The sequence below is a fragment of the Amniculibacterium sp. G2-70 genome (assembly GCF_014353055.1).
Classification (GTDB): domain Bacteria; phylum Bacteroidota; class Bacteroidia; order Flavobacteriales; family Weeksellaceae; genus Amniculibacterium; species Amniculibacterium aquaticum.
This window is the reverse complement of record NZ_CP060698.1, coordinates 1,428,917-1,453,172: the sequence shown is the minus strand read 5'-3', so window position 1 is coordinate 1,453,172 and position 24,256 is coordinate 1,428,917. Positions and strand designations below refer to the sequence as shown.

The following is a 24,256-nucleotide window of genomic DNA, read 5'->3' as shown; positions in this document are numbered from 1 at the left end:
TAAATCTAAAACCAAAGTTTAGCATCGGTTTCTCTGCTGCTATTCCCAATTATACTATGAGTTTTTTAAACAAAGTTCTGAAAGGTTTTCTAGGCGATAAAAATGCCAACGACCTGAAAGAAGTAAAGAAAGTAGTCGCTAAAATTAAATCGGTTGAAGCGGGTATTCAACAGCTATCCGACAACGGATTGAGAGAAAAAACCGAAGCTTTCAAATCTCAAATAAAAGCAGCCTCTGCTCAAGTAAACGAGAAAATCGAAAAAATTCAAGAACAAATCAAATCGTCCAACAATGTGGATGAGAAAGAAGCGTTGTTTGGAAATATTGAAGTTCTAAAGAAAGAAGCATATCAACTAGAAGAAGTGGTTTTGAACCAAATTCTTCCTGAGGCCTTTGCTTTGCTGAAAGAGACCGCAAGAAGATGGGCTCAAAATGGAGAAATCCGTGTTACAGCGACAGATTACGATAGAGACTTGGCCCAAACCAAAGATTTTGTAGAAATCCAAGGCGATGTAGCCGTTTGGAAAAACTCATGGAACGCTCACGGCACCGATGTAGTTTGGGATATGGTGCACTACGATGTTCAGTTTATTGGTGGTGTTGTTTTGCACTCGGGTAAGATTGCCGAAATGGCAACCGGTGAAGGTAAAACCCTTGTAGGGACACTACCCATCTACCTGAATGCTCTTCCAGGAAGAGGGGTGCATGTCGTAACCGTAAACGACTATTTGGCAAAAAGAGACTCCGCTTGGATGGGACCTTTGTACCAATTCCACGGATTGAGTATTGACTGTATCGACCATCATCAACCCAACTCTGACGCCAGAAGAAAAGCCTATAACTCCGATATTACCTACGGAACCAACAACGAATTTGGTTTTGATTATCTTAGAGACAACATGGTTACCAATCCAGACGAGTTGGTTCAAAAAGAATTAAATTTTGCCATTGTCGACGAGGTAGATTCTGTTTTGGTCGATGATGCCAGAACTCCATTGATCATCTCCGGACCGGTTCCACAAGGTGACCGCCAAGAATTCGATGTACTGAAACCTTCAGTTGACCGTATTGTTGGAGTTCAAAAACAAACCGTAACTCACATTTTTGCGGAAGCTAAAAAATTAATTGCCCAAGGAAATACCAAAGACGGAGGTTTCAAATTACTACAAGCTTACAGAGGTCTTCCGAAGAGTAAAAATATTATAAAATTCCTTTCCGAAACTGGAAATAGAGCCCTATTGCAAAAAGTTGAAGCGCAGTACATGCAGGACAACAATCGCGATATGCCGATTGTAGATAAGGATCTTTATTTCGTTATCGACGAAAAAAACAATCAAATTGACCTAACCGACAAAGGTGTGGAGTACATGTCCCAAGGTTACGAAGACAAAGACTTCTTCGTATTGCAAGACATCGGAACAGAAATCGCCGAGTTAGAAGCTAAGAATTTGACTAAAGAAGAAGAATTCGAAGAAAAAGAAAGATTGTTTGCCGATTTTGCCAACAAATCCGAGAGGGTACACACCATGAATCAGCTACTGAAAGCCTACACGCTTTTCGAAAAAGACGATCAATATGTGGTGATGGATGGTGAAGTAAAAATCGTTGACGAACAAACCGGCCGTATCATGGAAGGTCGTCGTTATTCCGACGGGTTGCACCAAGCGATTGAAGCCAAAGAAAGTGTGAAAATTGAAGCGGCAACACAAACTTTCGCTACCATTACTTTGCAGAACTATTTCCGTATGTACAACAAATTGGCGGGGATGACCGGTACTGCAGAGACCGAAGCTGGAGAGTTTTGGCAAATCTACAAATTGGATGTTGTGGTGATCCCAACCAACAGAACCATCCTAAGACACGACAGACACGACTTGGTATTCAAAACCAATAGAGAAAAATACAACGCTGTAATCGAGGAAATCGAAAGACTTACCGCACAAGGAAGACCCGTTTTGGTGGGAACCACTTCGGTTGAGATTTCTCAGTTGCTTTCCAAAGCGTTGCAATTAAGAAAAATTCAGCACCAAGTTCTAAATGCGAAGTTGCATAAAAAAGAAGCCGAGATTGTTGCCGAAGCAGGTAGAGGTGGCGTGGTAACCATTGCTACCAACATGGCAGGTCGTGGTACCGACATCAAACTGAGCAAAGAAGTAAAAGAAGCTGGAGGTTTGGCGATTATCGGTACAGAAAGACACGACTCCAGAAGGGTCGACAGACAGTTAAGAGGTCGTGCCGGTCGTCAGGGAGACCCTGGAAGCTCTCAGTTCTATGTTTCTTTGGAAGATAATTTGATGCGATTGTTCGGATCTGAAAGAATCGCCAAAATGATGGATAAAATGGGACATAAAGAAGGAGAAGTTATTCAGCACTCCATGATTTCCAAATCCATCGAAAGAGCTCAGAAAAAAGTAGAAGAAAACAACTACGGTATCCGTAAAAGATTGTTGGAGTACGACGATGTAATGAACAAACAAAGAGATGTAATCTATAAAAAAAGAAAGAATGCTTTGTTTGGAGACCACCTAAAATACGACATCAAAAACATGATTTTCGATGTTTCGCATTCCATCGTTAACAAAACAAAATTGGAGGGAGATTACAAAGATTTCGAATACGAAATTATCAAGAATTTTACCATGGGTGCTCCTGTTTCGGAATCCGATTTTAAAAACAAAACGGTTGAGGAACTTACACAAACGGTTTTCAACGCTGCCGATGAAGATTATCAAAACAAACTTCGCTTGTTGAAAGAAAAAGCTTTCCCAATTATCGAGAATGTCTATCTCAACCAAGGTAACATGTTCAAGATGATCCAAGTTCCGTTTACAGATGGACACCGCTCCATCACCATAGTAACCGATTTAAAAGAGGCGTATGAAACAAAATGTGAGAATCTAATCAACGATTTCGAAAAGAACATTACTCTGTCTTTAATCGATGACAACTGGAAACAACACCTAAGAGAGATGGACGACCTAAGAAGATCTTCTCAAGGTGCCGTTTACGAACAAAAAGATCCGTTGGTGATCTACAAACAAGAATCGTTCTATTTGTTCAGCGAAATGGTCGATAAGATCAATAAAGAAACCATTTCTTTCTTATACAAAGGAGAAATCCCAGCATAGAAATTTATAAATATTAAAAAAAGCGAGCTAATTGATAATAATTAGCCCGCTTTTTTCGTTGTATGATTATAATTAAATAAAAAAACAACATGAAAAAATATTTTTTAACAACAGCGCTGGCCTCTTTATTTTTGATGTCTTGTCAAACCAAAAAAACTTTAGGCGGGAACCCTTTTCCCGGAGACGATGCTTTGTATGCAAAATATAAAGAATTAATTAAGGAAAATAAAAAGAATGAAAAGCAAACCGTATTTATCATCAACGGTAAGCACTACAGTCAAGATCAGTTTAGAAAAGGTTTGGATGGGAATTCTAAGATGAATATTATCAGTATAAAAGATGAATCCCAAATAAAAACCCTGGGATACTCCCCAAAAAAAGTGAACCGAATTTTGGTTATCAACAAATTGTAATTTGATCTTCTGAATAAAATATAGAGCTCGCTGTAAATGTTCTCGCGCTCTCGTCAAAAAATCAACAACACAAAATTTGTAAATTGTAAACTTTTAAGTTAACTTTGTGAAATGAATTCTCAAAGACAAATTATTTTTCACAAACACTATTTCATTGACTTTTATGTCGAACAAAATGAAAAAGTGCAGGAAAAAATTGAGTATGTTTTTAAGATTTTAAGAACCGTTCAGAATGTTCCAAAAAAGTTTCTAGACCATATGACTGGAACTGATGGACTTTATGAAATTAGAATAGAATTTGAAAGTAACATTTACAGGATTTTTTGCTGCTTTGACAAAGGTAATTTGGTCGTTCTATTTAATGGATTCCAAAAGAAGTCTCAAAAAACACCAAAAAAAGAAATCGACTTGGCTTTGAAATTAAAAGATGAATATTTTAACTCAAAAAAAACAAAGTAATGAATAAAGAAAATATCAAAAATGCTAAAAACTTTGATGAGTTATTAGACATTAAATATGGCAAAATCGGCTCTGAAAATAGAGATAAATTTGAAGAAAAAGCACAATATTTTGTAATTAGTGAAATGTTGAAAGAAGCCCGTAAAGAAGCAAATATGACACAAGAACAACTTGCTGAAAAAGTAGGGACAAAGAAGAGTTATATTTCTCGACTTGAAAATGGAAAATGTGATATTCAACTTTCAACTCTTTATAGAATTTTCGAATTTGGACTAGGAAAACGAGTAAACTTACTTTTTGGATAAAAATAACGCCTACAGCTAACGGACAGTTTTGCAAGAGAGTTGGGAAAGTTCTCCGTTTGAAATATTTTAGTATATTTAAAACACAGTCCTCGCAAGGAAAGTTGTACTAAAAGACCGCTCCCTCGAAAAGCTGCTAAAAACGAAAACTGAATGATTTACACATTCGGTTTTTTTGATTTTGTTAAAATTATATTCAAAATGACATGAAAATCTTTTAGTATTCACAAAAGAATTTTGTAAATTGTTCAGAAACAATTAAATTTGCATTTCAATTTTTAAAAAAATATGGCAAAACATACAAGTAAGCACGAGCTGGAAGGAAAAGAAACCGTTGAGTTTTTTCAGGATCTCGATAGAGAAGCACTGAACACGGAGAAATTATTGGAGAAATATGCCAAACCCGTTGGTGGAGTTTTCGCTTTGCTTATCGCAGGTGTTTTAGGATATTTTGGATATCAACAATACATCGTTCAGCCTAAAAATGACGAGGCCATAAAAGGATTTGTACAAGCACAAAAACAATTGGCAGAAGGAAAAGAAGCCGAAGCATTGGGCGGAAAATCAAAAGCAAATCCAGGATTTGTTGGTACTTACGATGCCTATTCCGATACCACAGTGGGCAAATTTTCTGCATACAATGCCGGACTTATCGAGTTCAAAAAAGGAAATTTCCAAAAAGCATACGATTTGTTGGATAAATTTTCGTCCGACAATAAAGTTTTCGAAGCGATGAAATTTGGCGCAATGGCCGATTGCCAATCTGGACTTAACAAAAACAACGAGGCGTTGAGCCTTTTGGACAAAGCAATTTCGACTTCTGATGACCCGTACACTTCGTATTTTTTCACTAAAAAAGCAGGTGTTTTGGCTTTAGGAATGAACAAAAAAACAGAAGCTAAAAAATACTTCTCGACCATTGACGAGAAATATAAAGATCAAGATAACGGTATGAGCGATGCTTATATTGAAATGACAAAATATTTTTAAAATTATGGCTACAGTCAATCTATCAGATTACCAGCCACTTCAGATATGCAATGCCGATGAACTCAACATCGGCATTGTGTTTTCCGAGTGGAATTCTTTTGTGACGCACAATTTAAGAGATGCTTGTTTGGACATCCTTCAGCACGAAGGTGTAAAAGCTGAGAACATTTCTGTTTTTCAAGTTCCCGGAGCTTTCGAACTTTCTTACGCTGCAATGCAATTGTGTAAAACCAAAAAATACGATGCAGTAATTTCCGTAGGATGTGTGATTCGAGGAGAAACTCCTCATTTTGATTTCGTTTGTTCTGCTGTGGCTCAAGGCATCAAAGATTGTAACATTCTTACCGATGTGCCAACCATTTTTTGCGTTTTGACCGATGACACCAAAGAACAATCCTTGGCAAGAAGCGGTGGAAATCTCGGAAACAAAGGAGTTGAAGCCGCCGTTACAGCTCTTCAAATGATTGATTTCAAGAAAAAGATATAACCAACAAGTTTATTTTGTACACAAAAAACTTGATTAACTTTAAGCCACAAAAATTTGAATTTAATTTTTGTGGCTTTTTATAAATAACAACAGTTCTCCGGTCAGGCATTTGACGAGAATTTCAAACCCAATACTAAAGTATATGAATACCTATTTTGACAAAATAAAACCCTTTCTGTTCCTTGGAATTTTATATTTGATAATTTCCCTTTTATTAAGGTTAGTTTTCGTTTTCCATCCCATAACCACGGCTTCATTTGGCTTTTTAGAGATCATAAAACTGCTTTTTATTGGGTTGTTGAATGATGGTTTTGTGTTCGTATTGGCGAGTACTGTATTGGCACTGTACTTTCTTTTTTTATCGAATGGCAAATACGAAAAACCTTGGGGTTATATCCTATTCGGGTTGTTTCTTTTGGCATTGGTATATACCGTCTTTGTCCCAAACAATATATTCAAACAATACGGCGGTAGTTTTCCGGAAATCGCCATGGCATTTATCGGTTTGAAGACCTTGTTTTTTGGTTTGATGCTTTTTTTACCCAATCAAAGGTTGAAAATCAGAAATGTTTTGTATTTCATTACATTATTTTTGTATGTATTGGTTATGGTTTTCAATGCGGTGAGTGAGTATTTTTTCTGGAATGAATTTGGACTTCGCTATAATTTTATTGCGGTAGATTATCTTATCTATACCAACGAAGTGATCGGAAATATTATGGAAAGTTATCCGGTGATCCCGTTGTTTGCCGCCATTTTTATTATAACGCTGACCTTCACTCTTCTTATTTTTAAAAGATCCAAATCTTCACTTTTATCCTTACCGAATTTCAAACAAAAAATAATTTTGTTAGGCACCTTTCTCATCATGGGGATTTGTTCGGTTTTTGCCATCAATTCTTTGTTTAGCCTAAAAGGATCCAACACATTTTCAGCTGAAATCCAAGCGAACGGTTTGCCCAAATTTTACGATGCTTTTGTACATAAAGAATTGGATTTTTTTGCCTTTTACCCTACACTTCCACAAAATGAAGCTGAAAAAATATTTTTAAAACAATTCAACCCACCGTCCCTCTTCAGACAAGTGGTTTCAACAAAACCAGAAGAAAAGAAGAATGTGGTCTTGATCTCTGTAGAAAGTCTGTCTGCGGATTTCATGAAATCGTATGGCAACGAGCAGAACATTACCCCTTTCTTGGATAGTTTGGCGACAAAATCCTTTGTTTTCACCAATTTATATGCTACCGGCAACCGTACCGTTCGTGGTTTAGAAGCTCTAACCCTATGCATTCCGCCCACTGCTGGGGAAAGTATTGTGAAAAGGAAAGACAATAAAAATAAATTCTCAACAGGTTCTGTTTTCAAAGCGAAAGGCTATCAAGTAAAATACCTTTATGGAGGATACAGTTATTTTGATAACATGCAGGATTTCTTCTCCGGAAATGGGTACGACATTGTGGACAGAGACAGCTTCAAACCAGAAGAAATTTCTTTTGCCAATGTCTGGGGTGTCTGTGATGAAGATATGGCAAAAAAAGCCATTACAGTGATGAACGAAGAAGCCAAAACCGGAAAGCCCTTCTTCAACCATTGGATGACGGTTTCCAATCACCGTCCTTTTACATATCCAGAAGGAAAAATAGACATTCCCGGAAATGCAAAATCCAGAGAAGGTGGAGTAAAATATACCGACTATGCGCTGAAACAATTCTTTAACTTGGCAAAAAAACAAAGTTGGTACAAGAATACCGTTTTCGTCATCGTATCCGATCATTGCGCTTCTAGTGCTGGTAAAACCGAACTTCCTTTGGACAAATACAGAATCCCAGGAATGATTTTTTCTGAAGGTTTTATAGAGCCTCAACAGTTTACCACCATGACATCACAAATCGATGTGATGCCCACACTGATGGGAATGCTTAATTTTTCATATCCTTCAAAATTTTTGGGACAAGATGTCCTTCAACCCCATTATTCGCCAAGAGCTTATATTGCTACTTACCAAGATTTGGGACTGATAAAAGACCATTATCTAACAATTATTTCACCCACAAAAAAAATTAAACAGTACGCTCTAACTTTACAAGAAAGTACATTGCCTCCTGCTTTTAAATTGATGTATCACGAAAATTTGGTGAATAAAAACAATGATTTCTTGGTAAACGAAACCATTGCCACCTACCAAAGTGTCAGCTATTGGGTGAAGCAAAAAATGTTAAATCAAAGTAAATAAGAGTACAGATGTCTTCTTTTTTATAAATTTGAACGAAAAACAATGCAAATATGAAATGGACAAACGATTCTAGTGACATGGTCGATGACCGAAGAGGCAAAGGCGGAGGCGGAGCGCTGATTGGAGGTGGTCTGGGAACTTTAATAATTGCGGCTATCGTATTTTTCCTTGGTGGAGATCCTTCTGCCATATTAAATTCGGGAAGCTTGCAATCTCAAACTGCACCTACAGAACAGCGACAACTGAGCGCCCAAGAACAACAAATTGGGAAAATGGTAAGCATGATTACCGCAGAAAACGAACAAACTTGGACGCAAATCTTTCAAGAAAACGGGATGCAGTATAAAAAACCAAGAGTGGTCTTGTTCGAAAACACAACACAATCCGGTTGCGGTACCGCTCAATCGGCCATGGGACCTTTTTATTGTCCAGCCGATCAAACGGTGTATATGGACATGAGTTTCTTTAGTGAGTTACAACAAAAATTTGGTGCTCGTGTTACGGAGTTTACCGTGGCTTATGTTATGGCTCACGAAATGGGCCATCATGTACAAACCCTTTTGGGGACGACACAAAAAGTAGATGCCCTAAGACAAAGTGGTCGTTATTCCGAAGCCGATATCAATAGAGTATCCGTGGCTACCGAGTTGCAAGCTGATTTTTATGCTGGCGTTTGGGCAAAAAAAACCGACGATAGAGAACATTTCCTAGAGCCTGGCGACATACAAAGTGCGATGGAAGCAGCAGCAGCCGTTGGTGACGATAACATACAAAAAAGGTCGTCGGGATATGTAAACCAAGAAGCCTTTACTCACGGATCTTCCAAACAAAGAATGGAATGGTTTATGAAGGGCTACCAAACAGGAGATATCCGCCAAGGCGATACCTTTAACCAATTATTAAAATAAACCTTTGCACATTTTTTTCACAGAAACTAAAAAGAAGCTGACCTCATCGGACAGCTTCTTTCGTTTCTTAATCAAGAAAATTATTCCTTCTGCTTAGGTTTTTATTAATCATTTCTTCATCTTCTTTTGCTACTTTTCGTCGTAATTTTACATAAGAAACAGGAGATTTTAGAAATTCTTTTCTTTTGTCTAGAAATCTAGAATATGTAGTTTCTATGGCGTTCTCAATTATTTTAAATTCGGTTTTTCTCTTTTCTAAAGAAATTAATAAAAATTGATTATTCATTTGAACATCATCAATTTGTAGAATCAAACCTGGCAGACCTTTAAAATTGTAAGGTCCTTCTGGAATTGGGATCTCATTGGAATACCAAGCTATAACCATCCTATTTCCATAACTTCCTTCTGCTTTCTTACACAGATGTCCACTTATCATTTTTGTTTCATTAATGAGTTTCCACGAACATTTATTTACTGGTTTATACCGATATGAATCGGTATAAATATTGTCATAAATATACACATTTCCGTTGTTTACAAAAACCTCTGGCTCAAATACCGCTGAAGAAACCGAAGGACTAACAAAAGTAAAACCTCCTGTTGAAGATGCATTATCAAATGCTTTGTTAAACGCTTGATTATAGATAGAATCAACCACAAACTTTTGATGACTTCTAAATAATGAACCTTTATCTCCTATCTGGAGAGTTGCTAATTCAACATATCTTGTGCTTACATCTAAAGTGTCATCAATTGATGAAATCCTATATTTACACAATAAATTCGCTGAATATATACCTTCCTGACACAACAAATAATTTGTTGACATAAGAAAAATAAATAAGACTGTTTGAAATTTACTGAATTTTATTGTCTTTCCCCAATCCATTATTATATGATTTACCACATGCTTCTATTTCAGCTAGCAGCGCTTCTTTCTTAGCACATTCATGTGCCGCTTGTATCGATTTTGCATCACCTGAAGTATACCTATATCCGCTATTCTCAATGATTGGACCACATGTTGTATGGGTATTCGTCTGATAGCAAACCTGTTCAACAGTATTCGCTAATTTACTTTTCACATTTTCTCTCACAACCATTTTCTGATGTTCCATTTTTCCGTTGTTGGCACTCATCAATCCCGCAACACAAATCGTTGCCATTACTAATAACCTTTTTCATAGTGTAATTCATAAATTTGTTAATAACACTACGAAACTAAAGCTAAAACTAAAACTATGCAAATTATTATCTAAAAAAACACAACAACATCAACAATTTATAATCATTGCAAATAATATCATAATTTACAACAACAGAAAATCTCTTTTATAATTTTATATCAGTCAAATCTATTTTCTATTTTTGTGAAAAATACACACTATGAAAAGCCTTAGCATCATCGGAATAATCCTTTTGGGACTCTCTTCTTTTCTGTTTTATCTTACTGCCGATTTTTCTGTTGAAAAGCTTTCTTTACCTCATATTATGGGGATTATGGCCGGCATTGGTATCGGACTCATCATCGGTGGAATGGTAGGCTACATCAGTAAAGGTACTGCCATAAAAAACGAGCAAAAGAAAAAAGAAATGGAGGCTTTGAAAAAAGAAAAAGCCGCCTTGGAAAAACAAGCGGCTGAATTTTCTCATCAACAAAAAAACTAAGTTCTAAGAGCCTTTTAAAATTTAAACAGACTCTAAAACTGATAACCCAATCCTAAAAACAGGAGACTTGGAGAGTTGTCATACACAATATCTTGTCCTGTTTGTTGATTGATGAAGTTTCTTTCTTCTCGGTTGAAAGTACCTTCGTACCTTCCACTCACAATCAGATTTTTAATGGTTAATTGGGCTCCTAACTGATATCCCAATGCAAATTTCTTTGTGTTAAACTCTTCAAAATCGTTGTACCACTTGTTGTTCTTCAGTTTAAACAAAGCTACAGGCCCTGCATACACCCCAAAATATTCTCCAACCAAATCCATACCCACCAAAACCGGTACATCTACTCTTTTATTGTTTGCAGATAAAGTCGTATTGGTTTTGGACTCGGTAAAGTTATTTTTGAATTCGGTATAATAAATTTCGGGCATGACGAAAAATGAAGTCCCGGGTAGGGAAATCTTGGAGGACAGGCCCACATTGTATCCAACGCTATTTTTGCCACTTTCATCATAAGTTGTACCCAAAGATGATGATACATCCTTCCAAGTAGAAGAGGCTGTTGGAACGGCTAGATTTGCCTTAATAGAAAACTTGGCTTGTGCACTACAGATCCCGGCTGTGGCTATTGTTAATAGCAGAATTAATTTTTTCATTTTTAAATGGTAAATTTTCGTTAGTTTCTTTATAACGCAAAAAAGTAATTATTCGTCTTTTGAGATGGTGTTGTGTATGGACGATTGGTTGTTTTCCAACATGAATTTACGAAGTTCTTTAAAGAGCTCAGACGAATACACAAAATCGATAAGATATTGGTTTTTGGCATCTATCAAAATGTCCTTATTCCCTTCCCATTCTTTGATTCCTAATCGCAAGTAGATGATCTTTTCACCAATGGTCATCACCGAATTCATATCGTGGGTGTTGATGATGGTGGTGGTGTTGTATTCTTTGGTAATTTCCAACAACAAATCATCAATGATGTTCGAAGTATAGGGATCCAAACCTGAATTGGGTTCGTCACAGAAAAGGTATTTTGGATTGTTGACAATCGCCCTTCCAATGGCCACCCTTTTTTGCATACCTCCGGAAATTTCTGAGGGAAATTTTTTCTCTGCATTTTCCAATCTAACTCTACCAATAACTTCTTTCACCCTCTTTTTCTTTTCGGTATAAGTCAGGTTGGTAAACATGTCCAAGGGAAACATAATATTCTCCTGCACCGTCATGGAATCGAAGAGTGCTGAACCCTGGAAAACGGTTCCAATTTCGGAACGAAGTTGTTGTTTATCATCACGAGACATTTGGTTGATGTCTCTTCCATCAAAAAGAATCTCGCCACTGCTGGGTTGGTACACATTGAGCAAACTTTTCAGAAATACCGTTTTCCCGGAACCACTCTGCCCAATAATCAAGTTAACTTTTCCTTTCTCCAATGTGGTAGAAATACCTTTTAGCACCTCTGTGGTGTCAAAACTTTTTCTTAAATCTTTAACTTCAATCATCAGCTCAAAATCATTTGGGTTAATATCAATTCGGAAATAATAATCGCAATCATCGTCCAAACTACGGCTTGAGTACTGGCCCTACCCACTTCTAAAGATCCTCCTTTTACAAAATATCCAAAGTAAGCCGGAATGGTTGCAATAAGAAAGGCAAACACAAAAGTCTTGATAAAGGCATAGTAAAAGAACAAGTTGGGCATGTAGCGTTGTATCCCCGTAATGTAATCGTTAGAAGTCCAATTTCCTGTAAGGTTACCGGCAATATAACCTCCCCAAATCCCAAACACAATACTGATGGCTATCAGTAAAGGATTAAAAATGAGACTGGCAATAATTTTTGGTAAAATTAGAAAATTCGGAGAATTGACGCCCATAATATCCAAGGCATCAATTTGTTCGGTAACCCTCATCGTCCCGATGCTTGAAGCGATGTAAGAACCCACCTTTCCTGCTAAAATTAATGAAATGATGGTTGGCGAAAATTCCAATACCAAAACCGCTTTGGTAGCAAATCCTACAAAAACGATAGGAATGGGTATGGTTGCCGATTGGAAGTTATTGTACATCTGTATGGCAACTACAGCACCAATGAAAATGGAAGTAAATACAACCAGTCCAAAAGAGTTAACTCCTAAATCGTAAATTTCTCGCATAAGAACTTTGAAAAATACCGATGATTTTTGGGGTTTTTTCATGATCTTACCCAAAAGCATAAAGTATTCGCCAATTCTCGTAAAGAGTGTTTTTAGCATGATATTTTTGTTAATTAATATAAATTTATTTTGCGTTTTTGTCTCCAAAAACCATAAGGAAAATTGTTTTTAAAATTAAAATTCCATCCAAAATCATGGACCAATTTTTGACATAATAGGCATCGGCCAAGATTCTTTTTTGCATCTCAATTTCCATATTCTCTTCTTGATCCCCTCGATAACCACTGACCTGTGCCAACCCTGTTATTCCGGGTTTTACAAGGCTTCTCACGGTATATCTTCCGATGATGGGTTTGTAATAATCATCCACCAAAAGCATGTGAGGCCTCGGTCCAACAACGGACATGTCCCCTTTCAAAACATTGATGAATTGTGGCAATTCATCCATACTGGTTTTTCTTAGGAATTTCCCAATCTTAGTAATTCGGGCATCGTTCTTCAAGGTAGTTTTAGTGGATGACTCTTCGTTGACCACCATGGTTCTGAATTTGATGCAGTGAAACACCTCATCGTGGTAACCGTATCTTTTTTGTTTAAAAAACACAGGACCTTTACCGCTCAACTTGATCAACAACGCAATAATTGGAAACAACCACGAACAAAAGAATACGAGCACCAGTACCGAAAAAACAATATCGAATGCTCTTTTAAAATAATAATTGATATAAGAATCCAGCGGAAATTTTACCGGCACCAATATGGGTTGGGCTTCAATATAATTCAGTTCATACCTGAAGTAATTGTCCTGGACAATGCTGGGTATAAGGATAATTCTTACTTTGGCCAACTCGGCTTCTTCAAAGATTTTCATTTCCAAATCTTTATCAAAACCCGTATTTTCTGAGTTTAAAAAAAGAGTATGTATGGCATAATCTTTCCAAAACTTTTTAATTTTTTCTATAGACTTGTCCGTTTCTGTGAATTTATACATCCTAAATCCATAATCTTTTCTTTGGGAAATGATGTCTTCTAAGATGATGGATGCTCCGGTAATTTCGCCAAGAAACATTACATTTCTAAAGTTTCCGCCCAGCAAACGGAAAGACTTTAACAAAAAGAAAATAAAACTCTTGATGATGAGCATGGCAACAAAAAGAGTAAAAACCATCAGAAATCGCTCCGATTTTATAAACTCGTTGTTACTGACTTTTCCCAAAAGTATAATTCCAAAAAGAAAAACAACCATGTGGGTGAAGTACCGCTCAAGATAGTGGGTATAGGTTATATTTCGGGATACATTGTACAGTCGTGTTCTACTGCTGAGAAGTACCCAAAACAAGGATAAGAGAAGCAAAGAAAAAATATTTTGTTCTCGGGCATCCTCGGTAATCACAGGATTTTTTAGCCTGAAAAAATACATAAAAACACCTGCCAAGACTAAAATGTCCAGCAGGATTACTATTGTTTTTATATATCTAGAATACCTTAATCTTTGCATGAATTGTATCTGTCCTACCCAATTTATACGCCCAAAATTATGGGATATTCAGGTATTTGTGTGTTTGTACAGAAGCTTGCCATTCTGGGTGTTTTAGGATGTAATCGGTAATTTTTGGATAATTTTCATTCCTTTTGCTCCATTCACTTTGCAAGTACAACTTACAGTTCTTATTGACTTTAGCGGCTTGTTCTTCAGAAAAAATAAAATCGTGCTGATTGAAGATAATCATTTTCAGCTCGTGAGCTTTTTCATAAATTTCTTGCAGCGGGAGTTTTGATTTTTTGGGTGAAAGGGTTATCCAGTCCAATTGTCCTGAAAGCGGATAAGCTCCAGAGGTCTCTATGTGAATGGTGCAGCCCAAATCTTTTAACCGAGCCGTAATATAATCCAAGTTATAAGTCAAGGGTTCTCCACCTGTAAGCACAATGGTTTTGCAATGCGATGCTGCTGTCTGTACAATTGTTTCTACATCCATCAAAGGATGTAGGTCGGGGTTCCAACTTTCTTTAACATCGCACCAGTGACAACCGACATCGCAACCGCCAACACGGATAAAATAGGCTGCTTTTCCAGTATGTGCACCTTCGCCCTGAATAGTATAAAAATGCTCCATGATGGGGAGCATTTTACCTTCTTTTAATAATATTTCTTGTTCTTGAGTCATTCTTTTTAGTCGTTATAGACTGAAGTTTTATAGGCAATCAGTGTGTTTTTCATCAACATTGATCGGGTCATAGGACCTACACCTCCAGGTACTGGTGTTATCCAGCTTGCTTTTTCGGCACAGCTATCAAAATCCACATCTCCAGCCAGGTGATATCCTTTTTCGGTATCGTCATCAACACGGGTAATGCCTACATCTACAATAACAGCACCTTCCTTAATCATGTCTCCTTTCAGGAAGTGCGGATCTCCAAGAGCTGTAATTACGATGTCTGCTTTTTTGGTGTACTCTTCAATCTGTTCGGTGTACGAGTGCGTTAGGGTAACGGTAGAGTTTCCAGGAAAATCTTTTCTACCCATCAAGATACTCATTGGTCTTCCGACAATGCGGCTTCTACCGATGATCACACAATCTTTACCTTTGGTTTCGATGTTGTATCGCTCCAAAAGAGTTAGGATCCCAAATGGTGTTGCCGGAAGGAAAGTATCCATTTCCAACGCCATTTTCCCGAAATTTTCCGGGTGAAAACCGTCCACATCTTTTCTTGGATCAATCGCCATGATGATTTTCTCTTGATCGATTTGTTTTGGCAAAGGCAATTGAACAATGAATCCGTCCACTTTTTTGGACTTATTCAATTCATCGATTTTTTCTAAAAGTTCCGCTTCTGAAACGGTTGCCGGAAATTTTACCAAAGAAGAAGTGAAACCTACTTCCTGGCAGTCTTTTACTTTAGAATTTACATACGCCTTACTGGCTCCGTTGTTACCTACCAAAATAGCCACCAAATGCGGTGCTCTTCTTTTACCCGCCAAGATTTTATCAACCTCTGCTTTGATTTCCATTTTCACCTCTTTGGAAACCTTTAATCCGTCTAAAATTTGAGCCATGTCTTTCTTTTTACTTTATTATTACTTTTATTTTATATTCTAATTCCTAAACGGATGCGATGCATTAAGAATTTCTTTTAATAAAATTCATCAATCCAACAGTAGAAGAATCTTGCAAAGATACAACTTCTTGATTTTCCAATTCGGTGAGTATGGACGATGCTATTTTTTTACCCAATTCTACTCCAAATTGGTCGAAACTAAAGACATTCCAAACAACACCTTGTACAAAAATTTTATGCTCATAAAGAGCGATGAGCTGTCCCAAATTATAAGGATTCAGTTCTTTAAAAACCAGGTTAATGGTTGGTGTATTTCCTTGGAAAATTTTAAAAGCAGAAGTCTTTTCTATTTTAGCATTCATAATCTGATCTTCATCCAAAAGAACTTCCTGATTGGTTTTCCCAAATGCCATGGCTTGGGATTGTGCAAGACAGTTTGCTAATAATTTTTCTTGATGTCCTGTTAGCGGGTTACAAGATCTAACAAAAGAAATAAAATCTACAGGCACCAGCTCTGTCCCTTGATGGATGAGCTGAAAAAAGGCATGTTGTCCGTTGGTCCCTGCCGCTCCCCAAATGATAGGCCCGGTTTCGTACTCGACAAAATCGCCGTTTCTGTCAACAGATTTGCCATTACTTTCCATATCGGTTTGTTGCAAATAGGCCGGAAATCGGTCCAAATACTGAGAATATGGAGAAATAGAATAGGTTGTCGCTGCAAAGAAATTCCTGTACCATATCCCTAAAAGTGCCATGATTACAGGTATGTTTTTAGAAAAATCGGTTTCTTTAAAATGCGTATCCATCTGATGTGCTCCTTTCAGTAATTGTTCGAAATGATCATAGCCAACGGCCAAAGAAATACTAAGCCCAATGGCTGACCACATAGAAAATCTTCCGCCAACCCAGTCCCAAAATTCAAAAATATTTTCTTGGGAAATACCAAAATCCATTACTGCAGTATGATTGGTTGATAGTGCAACAAAATGTTGTGCAACATCGGAATCTTTTGCCGATTTCAAAAACCAATCTTTTGCCGACTGTGCGTTGGTCATGGTTTCTTGTGTGGTAAAAGTTTTGGATGCAATAACAAATAAGGTGGTTTCGGGGTCCAAATTTTTAACCACTTCTGCTAAATGATTTCCATCTACATTGGAAACAAAATGAACATTCAGTCTGGTTTTATAAAATTTTAAAGCATCAACTACCATTTGCGGACCAAGATCCGAGCCTCCAATGCCAATATTAACGACATCGGTTATGGCTTTTCCGGTGAAACCAAGATGATCTCCAGAAAGTACTTTTTCCGTGAAGTTTTTCATTTGGTTTCTTACCGCAACGATCTGTGGCTTGATGTTTTCTCCATCCACCAATATTTCTTGATCGCCAAAATCTCTAAGTGCCGTGTGCAGAACGGCTCGGTTTTCGGTTTCGTTGATTTTTTCGCCGCTGAACATGGCCTTAATGGCCTGATCCAGCTTGCATTCTTCCGCCAAACAAAATAGAGTTTCGAGGGTTTCTTCATCCACCAAACTCTTTGAAAAATCAAAAAGAAAATTTTCGTTTTCAATAGAAAAATCTTTGAAACGGTTAGGATTTTCATTAAAAAGAGCTCTTAAATCAAAATCTTTTTGAGCAAAAATATCATTAAGCAATGCCCAACTTTGGGTTTGAATGGGATTAATTTTCGGAAACATGTATTATTTTATTGCTAAAATGTTCAAAAAAGCAAATTTAATAAAAACGATTTTGAATACTCTTATAAACTTAAAAAAAACAATCATAAAAAAACCACTTCTGCTGTGAAGTGGTTGTATAAAAACTTTGATGGATTAAGGTTTTTTAGCCAAAAAATACTCGGCTTCGGCTTGTCCCCAGTTGGGAGCGATGGTCGAGCTGGTTTTGTATGCTTTGTACTGGTCCAATGCTTTTTGGAAAAGTGCCAACCCTTTTTCTTTACTGCCTCCAAATTGTGCAGGTGTAAAATAAATATCTTCTGCTTTTAGCAAAGAAATTCTTGGGTTGTTAGGATCCATTTTTTCAGCTTTTGCCAATTCTTCATTGGCTTTCACCCCATAAGTCATGTATCTTTCTTGTGGGTTCACCAGCATTCTTAGCGTATAGCTCATTTTCAACAAAATATGATTTTCGGCACTTGGATTGATGGAGTTGGCCAAGTTTGCAAACTTCTCTCCAATTCCGGCATAGAAATCCAGATTGTCCGTCTTTCCGGTTCTCATTTCTAATCTTCCTTTTTGTAGAGCAGAATATGCCGAGTAATAATACGGCAACCATTCTTTTTGCTCTTTGGTACCGATTCTATCAAAATCGTTCATCAATTTTTGGTAATCATCTGCGGTTTGTGCCTTATCCAAAAGAGCGATTTTTTCTGACATTACTTTCTCGTATGCTGTTTGGGCGTAGGCAACAGCACTTGCAAAAACTAAAGTTAAAGTGAAAAATATTTTTTTCATTTTCTATATTGTTTTATTGTTTATCTTAATTTTCTTTGTCAAAGATAGGATTTTTTTAAAATTATTTTATTTTTTTTTATACCATTCAATGGATAATCATAAATTTTACATTTATTTTATTCACCTAAAAAAATAATACGCTTTTTAAATTTTAAAAAAATTAATATTTTTGCTATTCTAAGCACAAGTATTATGGGACTGATCCTGAAACCAATAGATGTTGTTGAAGACATTAGCAAAGAAGAATTTGAAGAAAAATACCTAAAAACAAGGACGCCGGTGGTTATTAAAAACATGGCTAAAAAATGGCCTGCTTTTCAAAAATGGACCATGGATTACATGAAAGAAGTGGTGGGTGATGTTACGGTACCGCTCTACGACAGCTCCAAGGCCGATCCTTCTGCTCCTATCAACGCCTCCGCGGCAGAAATGAAGTTTGCAGACTACATCGACTTGATACAAAGCCAACCAACCGATCTTAGGATTTTCTTATTCGACCCTATAAAAAGAGCTCCGGGATTGCTAAACGATTATATTTTTCCAAAAGATTTGATGGGAGGCTTTTTAGACAAATATCCTACCATGTTTTTTGGTGGTCAGGGTTCTGAAACTTTCCTGCATTTTGATATCGATATGGCGCACATCTTCCACACGCATTTTAACGGCAGAAAGCACATTTTGCTTTTTGATTATAAATGGAAAGAGCGATTGTACCAAATCCCGTATGCCACTTATGCTTTGGAGGATTATAACATTGCCAATCCGGATTTCGAAAAATTTCCAGCACTGAAAGGAGTCGAAGGTATTGAGTGTTTCCTAGAACATGGTGATACGCTTTTTATGCCTACAGGTTGGTGGCATTGGATGAAATATTTGGATGGAAGTTTTTCCATTTCATTAAGAGCTTGGGACAAGTCGTGGGCTGTAAAAGCACATTCCCTCTGGAATTTGACCGTCCAGAGAAAGTTTGACAATATCATGAAATCCAAGTTTAAAAAAAATTACATGGATTGGAAAGAAAAGTTGGCCATTATCCGTGCAGAAAAAGCTTTAAAATCCCATTTGCCAAAATAACATTTTCTTTTACATAAAATAAGGGATGCAAACCAACTTGCATCCCTTTTTATTTCTATACTTTTAAAATTAATCGTTCAGTTTTAGTACTGCCATAAATGCAGATTGTGGCACCTCTACTCTACCGATTTGTTTCATCTTTTTCTTTCCTTCTTTTTGCTTTTCTAGAAGCTTTCTTTTTCTGGAAATATCACCTCCATAACACTTAGCCGTAACATCTTTTCTTAAAGCTTTTATGGTTTCTCTGGCGATTACTTTGGTTCCTAAAGCGGCCTGAACTGCAATATCGAATTGTTGTCTCGGGATCAGTTCTCTCAGTTTTTCGCACATTTTCTTACCGATATAATATGCGTTGCTATCGTGGATCAGTGAAGATAGAGCATCCACCATATCTCCGTTGATCAGGATGTCCATTTTTACCAATTTTGACGGTCTGAAACCAATTGGGTGATAGTCGAAAGATGCATATCCTTTGGAAATGGATTTCAAGCGATCATAAAAATCGAAAACCACTTCGGACAATGGCATATTGAATACCAACTCGACCCTATCGGTGGTTAGGTAACTTTGGTTAACCAACTCGCCTCTTTTCTCGATACACAAAGTCATAACCGATCCTACAAAATCCGATTTTGTGATGATGGATGCTTTAATGTACGGCTCTTCTACCCTGTCCATGGTGGTTGGATCCATCATTTCGGAAGGGTTGTTAATTAAAATGGCTTCTTCAGGATCTTTTTTGGTATAACCGTGGTACGATACATTGGGAACGGTAGTAATCACATTCATGTTGAACTCTCTGTCCAATCGTTCCTGTACGATTTCCATGTGCAACATCCCTAGGAATCCGCATCGGAAACCAAAGCCTAAGGCTGCAGAACTTTCGGCTTCAAACACCAAAGAAGCATCGTTCAGTCTTAATTTTTCCAAAGAAGCTCTCAGCTCTTCAAAATCCTCGGACTCAATCGGGTAGATTCCGGCAAAAACCATGGGTTTAACCTCTTCAAAACCTTCAATCGCTGCAAGAGCAGGATTTTCGGCAGAGGTAATGGTATCTCCCACCTTAACCTCTCTAGCGTCTTTAATCCCTGAGATGATGTATCCAACATCTCCACATTCTATGGATTTTTTTGGAGCTTGTTTCAGTTTCAAGGTTCCCACTTCATCGGCATCGTAAGTTTTGCTTGTTGCCATGAATTTTACTTTCTGTCCCTTCTTTATGCTCCCGTTCACAATTTTAAAATAGGCTTCAATCCCTCGGAAAGGATTGTAAACCGAGTCAAAAATTAGAGCTTGAAGTGGTGCTTCTGGATCACCAACTGGAGCAGGAATTCTTTCAACAATTTGCTCCAATAACTGATGTACCCCTTCACCGGTTTTTCCAGAAACTCTTAATACATCTTCGTATTCGCAACCAATAAGGTTCATGATTTCATCCGTTACCTCTTCTGGATTGGCGGATGGAAGATCGATTTTATTAAGAATTGGGATGATGGTCAGATCATTTTCCAGCGCCAAATACAAATTGGAAATGGTCTGCGCCTGAATACTTTGTGCAGCATCTACAATAAGAAGAGCCCCTTCGCATGCGGCAATAGATCGGGAAACCTCGTAAGAAAAATCCACATGTCCGGGAGTATCAATCAAGTTAAGAACAAATTTCTCTCCTTTGTACTCATAATCCATTTGTATGGCATGAGACTTTATGGTGATTCCTCTTTCTTTCTCCAAATCCATATCGTCCAAAGTCTGAGACTGAAGCTCTCTTTGGGTTACGGTATTGGTATATTCTAAAAGCCTATCTGCCAAGGTGCTTTTACCGTGGTCGATGTGGGCGATGATGCAAAAATTACGGATATTTTTCATTCAGTTTTCTGATAATTTGCAAAGGTAGTATTTTCAAATAAAAAATCCTCTAAAAAGTTGTTCTTAGAGGATTTAAGTATTATTTTTTCAAAAATCAGACTTCAATTCCCATGGAAGAAAAAGTCATGTTGATCTTGACTTTGGAAGTTGTTGGTACTCCCACACAAGTTGCTGGTTTCCATTTTTTATTAATTCTTCTGAAAATGTATTTCATATCTTCAAAAAAATATTTGCTGTTGGGCACTTCAGGATGTCCTTCTACATCTGTTACATCGCCCTCTTTGTTGATGGTAATGACAAAGGAAAAATCTCCATTTAGTCGATACATATCCGAATTTAGATAGGTCATCATATACTTTGAGAGCAGTGAACTAAAGGCATAAGTTCCGCCTTCAAATTGCGCCGGTGACAAAATATCACAATCTTTAATTGCTAATTGGAAAAATGGTTTTTTAATTTCAAGTTGGTTGATATTTCTGCTGTTCTCTGTATTCATTTCCAATCGATCCTCAAGGTCTTGAGCGAAAAAGATGGATGAAACGAATAAGGATGCAAAAAACAAAAATTTCTTCATGTTTTAGTTTAAATAATTTTCTTCATTTTATGATTTCCAATGAGGTCATTAAAAATCAGATTGCAAAATTATCTATTTTTCAGCAATATACAAATCATTCTAAACAAAATTTAGCTTACAAATTGTTGTTAATGGCATCGTTGGTCTTGTCCACACCAAAAGAAATGAACGCCCCAATAAAAACGAAAGAACCAATGGGAGGAACTGTTGCTGCATTTCGGCTTCCGTCTTGTGAAAACTGATATCCGTACACATTTTTAGATCCCAGAATGTTGGAAATACTCAGCACCAAAACGGTAAAATATTTAGAATCCTGTTTGCCGAGATTGGGCAAATAGTTCACGGAAAAATTCAAAGAATTATAGTCTTTCACCCATCCCGAATTTCTTAAATAATTCTGTCCACCGTTGTTGGCAATGTCGTAAAAAGGTCTTCCGGAATTGTAAGTATATGACAGATTGAATCCTGTTTTCCAATTGGTTACAAATTTTTTAGCAACAACGGATAAGGTATGTTTGGCAGCAAATGTGGGTACTAAAAACGACGGATAATTAAGAAACTCTCTTTCGGTATCGAGGTAAGAATAAGAAACCCAATAATCTATGGTCTTCAAAGATTTTTTATCCCTCCAAAAAAGTTCGATGCCTTTTGCTTTTCCAGAGCCATCATTGTTGATTGTATTTTGAAAAAATCCATTGCTTAGGGTTTTATCCAGATTAGAATAGTTTTTGTAAAACGCTTCCATCCTTAAACTTCTTCCGTCTGCATTTCTTTGCAATTGAAAAATATAATGCTCGGCCTTTTGATAGCCCAAAGAAAGTGGGTAGTTCAGGTATTTGCTATCCGGATTTTGATAAAAAACTCCGTATGCCAAAGAGCTAATCCAGTCGGAGGACAGCTTATAGGCCAAAGCCATTCTTGGGGAAAAATTCATTTTATTCAAATAATCGGAATGCTCTGCTCTAGCTCCAAGTTTGGTTGAAAATCGGTTGCTAAAAGCCCAATCCATTTCTGCAAAACCCGATGAAATAAAATCGTGAAAATCCTTTCCGTAATTGTTGCTCTCTTTACTTTGATTCAGTTCAAAACCGGCTCTAATGGCCGAAACTGCATTCAGTTTTCTTTCGACCACTGCTTTTCCATTCCAGTAATTTCCTTTGTTTTGCAATGGAAAATACGATATTTGTTGTCCCAAATTGTAGCTATAAAAGTACAAATCGGAATGGTTATAGGCCACAGAAGTTCCTATTTTTAACAAATAACTTCCGAATTTTTGTTTGAATGAAAGGTTGTGGTAGGTATTTAATGAATTAAGGCCGGTTTCCGTTTGGTCTGAATTGGCTTCTAAACTTTCATTTTGAACCTTCATTGTTCCTTGGTCGAAATTGCCATAGTATTTCCACATCCCTCCGGATTTTGTTTTGATTCTAAAATTGGCATCTGCAGACCAATCTTCCGGAGCTTTTGTAAAATGGGTATTAAAATTAAGAAGTTTTTGCATCAATCTAAGATTGGAATAGCCCAAACTGGCTCCAAAAGAATGATTTTTATCCTTGGACAAATGTTGAAAACTTCCGTTGATAAAAATGGGAGATATCCCTACATCGTACGAAGAAGTCTCTGGCAAATCGACACTTTCCAACATCAGTGCTCCTGACAAAGCTTGTCCATAGAGTGCAGAATATCCACCGCTGGAAAAAACATTACCCTTGAAAAGCGAAGTATTGAACCGGTCTCTCCCTGCCATTCCTGGGATGGAGGTCGAAAAATAATTGTTGACCAAAGAGCCGTCCATAAAAATTTTAGCTTCTGTACCGCTACCTCCGCGGATGAACAAGCCTTCGGTATCGCCTACTTTTTGTACTCCCGGTAGATAATTAAGTGCTGAAGATATCTGTCCGTCAGCTCCGGCTGTTGTATATATATCTATGGGAGAAAGCAGTGCTGTTGCTCGATTTTTGTCGCTTGCCTCTATGTTTCCTGCGGTGATGACCACAGCATCTATTTCATTAATCTTTTCTTTTAAAGTTGCGTTTTGAAGGATATTTTCTGATGTTATGTTTGTTTCCACCGAGGTTTCTACATATTTGTGATGGGTAAATTCCAAGATTTTTTTTCCTTTTTCTTCGGTTGTGAAGGAATAATGACCGTTGCCGTCTGTAGTTGCTCCGTCATAGGTGTCTTTTAGGGTTACGCTGACATCCTTAACCGGTTTGTTTCTGTAAGTTACCGTTCCGGAAATGGTAATTTGTGAAAATGAAAATTGAAAAAACAATACCGTTACACAAAAGAAAATAATTTTATTCATGGTTTTTATTCATATTTTTTTTGATTTCACAAAATTAGAATAAAATTAAAAACCGTTTGAAAAAAATTTTCAAACGGTTATTGCTTGTTCATGTTAAGATCTGTATCTCTCCTGAGTGGTTGCAGCCCGACTTGAGCGGAAATCCTTTTTTTACGGCTGG

General features: G+C 37.1%; 23 protein-coding genes. 10 read left to right on the top strand and 13 right to left on the bottom strand.

Annotation, left to right across the window (positions count from 1 at the left end; genetic code table 11):
* Positions 1 to 56: 56 nt before the first annotated feature.
* The 8 genes from secA to H9Q20_RS06695 all read left to right on the top strand — a co-directional run bounded on the left by secA (position 57) and on the right by H9Q20_RS06695 (position 8,920).
* Positions 57 to 3,128 (top strand): preprotein translocase subunit SecA, encoded by a 3,072-nt coding sequence (gene secA / locus H9Q20_RS06730; protein WP_187477335.1) that lies wholly within the window; start codon positions 57 to 59, stop codon positions 3,126 to 3,128.
* An 89-nt stretch (positions 3,129 to 3,217) separates the two neighbouring features.
* Positions 3,218 to 3,541, top strand: coding sequence for a hypothetical protein (locus H9Q20_RS06725; RefSeq protein WP_124640406.1), 324 nt, complete (start codon positions 3,218 to 3,220; stop codon positions 3,539 to 3,541).
* A 111-nt stretch (positions 3,542 to 3,652) separates the two neighbouring features.
* The gene (locus tag H9Q20_RS06720; protein ID WP_124640408.1) at positions 3,653 to 4,000 is read left to right on the top strand and encodes a type II toxin-antitoxin system RelE/ParE family toxin; all 348 of its coding nucleotides are present in this window, start codon (positions 3,653 to 3,655) and stop codon (positions 3,998 to 4,000) included.
* Entirely contained in the window at positions 4,000 to 4,305 is a 306-nt protein-coding gene (locus tag H9Q20_RS06715; protein ID WP_124640409.1) for a helix-turn-helix transcriptional regulator, read from the top strand. The genes H9Q20_RS06720 and H9Q20_RS06715 overlap by 1 nt, the downstream gene beginning before the upstream one ends.
* 285 nt (positions 4,306 to 4,590) lie before the next feature.
* Entirely contained in the window at positions 4,591 to 5,292 is a 702-nt protein-coding gene (locus H9Q20_RS06710) for a tetratricopeptide repeat protein (RefSeq protein WP_124640411.1), read from the top strand.
* Positions 5,293 to 5,296: 4 nt separating this feature from the next.
* Positions 5,297 to 5,779: a 6,7-dimethyl-8-ribityllumazine synthase gene (gene ribH / locus H9Q20_RS06705; protein WP_124640413.1), complete on the top strand. Its 483-nt coding sequence runs from the start codon at positions 5,297 to 5,299 to the stop codon at positions 5,777 to 5,779.
* 142 nt (positions 5,780 to 5,921) lie between these two features.
* Complete coding sequence (locus H9Q20_RS06700; protein WP_187477334.1) at positions 5,922 to 8,012, top strand: LTA synthase family protein; 2,091 nt, start codon at positions 5,922 to 5,924, stop codon at positions 8,010 to 8,012.
* A gap of 50 nt (positions 8,013 to 8,062) precedes the next feature.
* On the top strand, positions 8,063 to 8,920 hold the full coding sequence (locus H9Q20_RS06695) for a neutral zinc metallopeptidase (protein WP_124640417.1): 858 nt from the start codon (positions 8,063 to 8,065) through the stop codon (positions 8,918 to 8,920).
* A gap of 67 nt (positions 8,921 to 8,987) precedes the next feature.
* On the opposite strand, the gene H9Q20_RS06690 is transcribed toward H9Q20_RS06695, so the two are convergent.
* Both H9Q20_RS06690 and H9Q20_RS06685 read right to left on the bottom strand, forming a co-directional pair.
* Positions 8,988 to 9,809: a GLPGLI family protein gene (locus H9Q20_RS06690; protein WP_187477333.1), complete on the bottom strand. Its 822-nt coding sequence runs from the start codon at positions 9,807 to 9,809 to the stop codon at positions 8,988 to 8,990.
* Positions 9,778 to 10,086 (bottom strand): hypothetical protein, encoded by a 309-nt coding sequence (locus H9Q20_RS06685; protein ID WP_187477332.1) that lies wholly within the window; start codon positions 10,084 to 10,086, stop codon positions 9,778 to 9,780. The genes H9Q20_RS06690 and H9Q20_RS06685 overlap by 32 nt, the downstream gene beginning before the upstream one ends.
* Positions 10,087 to 10,306: 220 nt before the next feature.
* Between H9Q20_RS06685 and H9Q20_RS06680 the strand changes: the two genes are divergently transcribed.
* Positions 10,307 to 10,588 (top strand): hypothetical protein, encoded by a 282-nt coding sequence (locus H9Q20_RS06680; protein ID WP_124640422.1) that lies wholly within the window; start codon positions 10,307 to 10,309, stop codon positions 10,586 to 10,588.
* Positions 10,589 to 10,620: 32 nt separating this feature from the next.
* Here H9Q20_RS06680 and H9Q20_RS06675 read toward each other — a convergent pair whose 3' ends face one another.
* From H9Q20_RS06675 to H9Q20_RS06640, 8 genes are all read right to left on the bottom strand, one after another.
* Positions 10,621 to 11,241, bottom strand: coding sequence for a hypothetical protein (locus H9Q20_RS06675; protein ID WP_187477331.1), 621 nt, complete (start codon positions 11,239 to 11,241; stop codon positions 10,621 to 10,623).
* Between the two features lie 48 nt (positions 11,242 to 11,289).
* Positions 11,290 to 12,090, bottom strand: a complete 801-nt coding sequence (locus H9Q20_RS06670) for an ABC transporter ATP-binding protein (protein WP_187477330.1) — start codon at positions 12,088 to 12,090, stop codon at positions 11,290 to 11,292.
* Positions 12,090 to 12,842 carry an MlaE family ABC transporter permease gene (locus tag H9Q20_RS06665; RefSeq protein WP_124640428.1) on the bottom strand — a complete coding sequence of 251 codons (753 nt, stop codon included), beginning with the start codon at positions 12,840 to 12,842 and terminating at the stop codon, positions 12,090 to 12,092. The genes H9Q20_RS06670 and H9Q20_RS06665 overlap by 1 nt, the downstream gene beginning before the upstream one ends.
* Positions 12,843 to 12,867: 25 nt before the next feature.
* Positions 12,868 to 14,241 carry an exopolysaccharide biosynthesis polyprenyl glycosylphosphotransferase gene (locus H9Q20_RS06660; protein WP_124640430.1) on the bottom strand — a complete coding sequence of 458 codons (1,374 nt, stop codon included), beginning with the start codon at positions 14,239 to 14,241 and terminating at the stop codon, positions 12,868 to 12,870.
* Positions 14,242 to 14,278: 37 nt separating this feature from the next.
* Entirely contained in the window at positions 14,279 to 14,908 is a 630-nt protein-coding gene (locus tag H9Q20_RS06655) for a 7-carboxy-7-deazaguanine synthase QueE (RefSeq protein WP_124640432.1), read from the bottom strand.
* A gap of 5 nt (positions 14,909 to 14,913) precedes the next feature.
* On the bottom strand, positions 14,914 to 15,798 hold the full coding sequence (locus tag H9Q20_RS06650) for a bifunctional 5,10-methylenetetrahydrofolate dehydrogenase/5,10-methenyltetrahydrofolate cyclohydrolase (protein WP_124640434.1): 885 nt from the start codon (positions 15,796 to 15,798) through the stop codon (positions 14,914 to 14,916).
* Between the two features lie 64 nt (positions 15,799 to 15,862).
* The gene (gene pgi / locus H9Q20_RS06645) at positions 15,863 to 17,497 is read right to left on the bottom strand and encodes a glucose-6-phosphate isomerase (RefSeq protein ID WP_124640435.1); all 1,635 of its coding nucleotides are present in this window, start codon (positions 17,495 to 17,497) and stop codon (positions 15,863 to 15,865) included.
* Between the two features lie 135 nt (positions 17,498 to 17,632).
* Positions 17,633 to 18,274: a hypothetical protein gene (locus H9Q20_RS06640; RefSeq protein WP_124640437.1), complete on the bottom strand. Its 642-nt coding sequence runs from the start codon at positions 18,272 to 18,274 to the stop codon at positions 17,633 to 17,635.
* Positions 18,275 to 18,466: 192 nt separating this feature from the next.
* Between H9Q20_RS06640 and H9Q20_RS06635 the strand changes: the two genes are divergently transcribed.
* Positions 18,467 to 19,348, top strand: coding sequence for a cupin-like domain-containing protein (locus tag H9Q20_RS06635; protein ID WP_124641470.1), 882 nt, complete (start codon positions 18,467 to 18,469; stop codon positions 19,346 to 19,348).
* 69 nt (positions 19,349 to 19,417) lie between these two features.
* Here H9Q20_RS06635 and lepA read toward each other — a convergent pair whose 3' ends face one another.
* The 3 genes from lepA to H9Q20_RS06620 all read right to left on the bottom strand — a co-directional run bounded on the left by lepA (position 19,418) and on the right by H9Q20_RS06620 (position 24,096).
* On the bottom strand, positions 19,418 to 21,214 hold the full coding sequence (gene lepA / locus H9Q20_RS06630; protein WP_124641467.1) for a translation elongation factor 4: 1,797 nt from the start codon (positions 21,212 to 21,214) through the stop codon (positions 19,418 to 19,420).
* Between the two features lie 94 nt (positions 21,215 to 21,308).
* Positions 21,309 to 21,788, bottom strand: a complete 480-nt coding sequence (locus tag H9Q20_RS06625; RefSeq protein ID WP_124641465.1) for a hypothetical protein — start codon at positions 21,786 to 21,788, stop codon at positions 21,309 to 21,311.
* 115 nt (positions 21,789 to 21,903) lie between these two features.
* Positions 21,904 to 24,096: a carboxypeptidase-like regulatory domain-containing protein gene (locus tag H9Q20_RS06620; RefSeq protein WP_124641463.1), complete on the bottom strand. Its 2,193-nt coding sequence runs from the start codon at positions 24,094 to 24,096 to the stop codon at positions 21,904 to 21,906.
* Positions 24,097 to 24,256 lie beyond the last annotated feature (160 nt).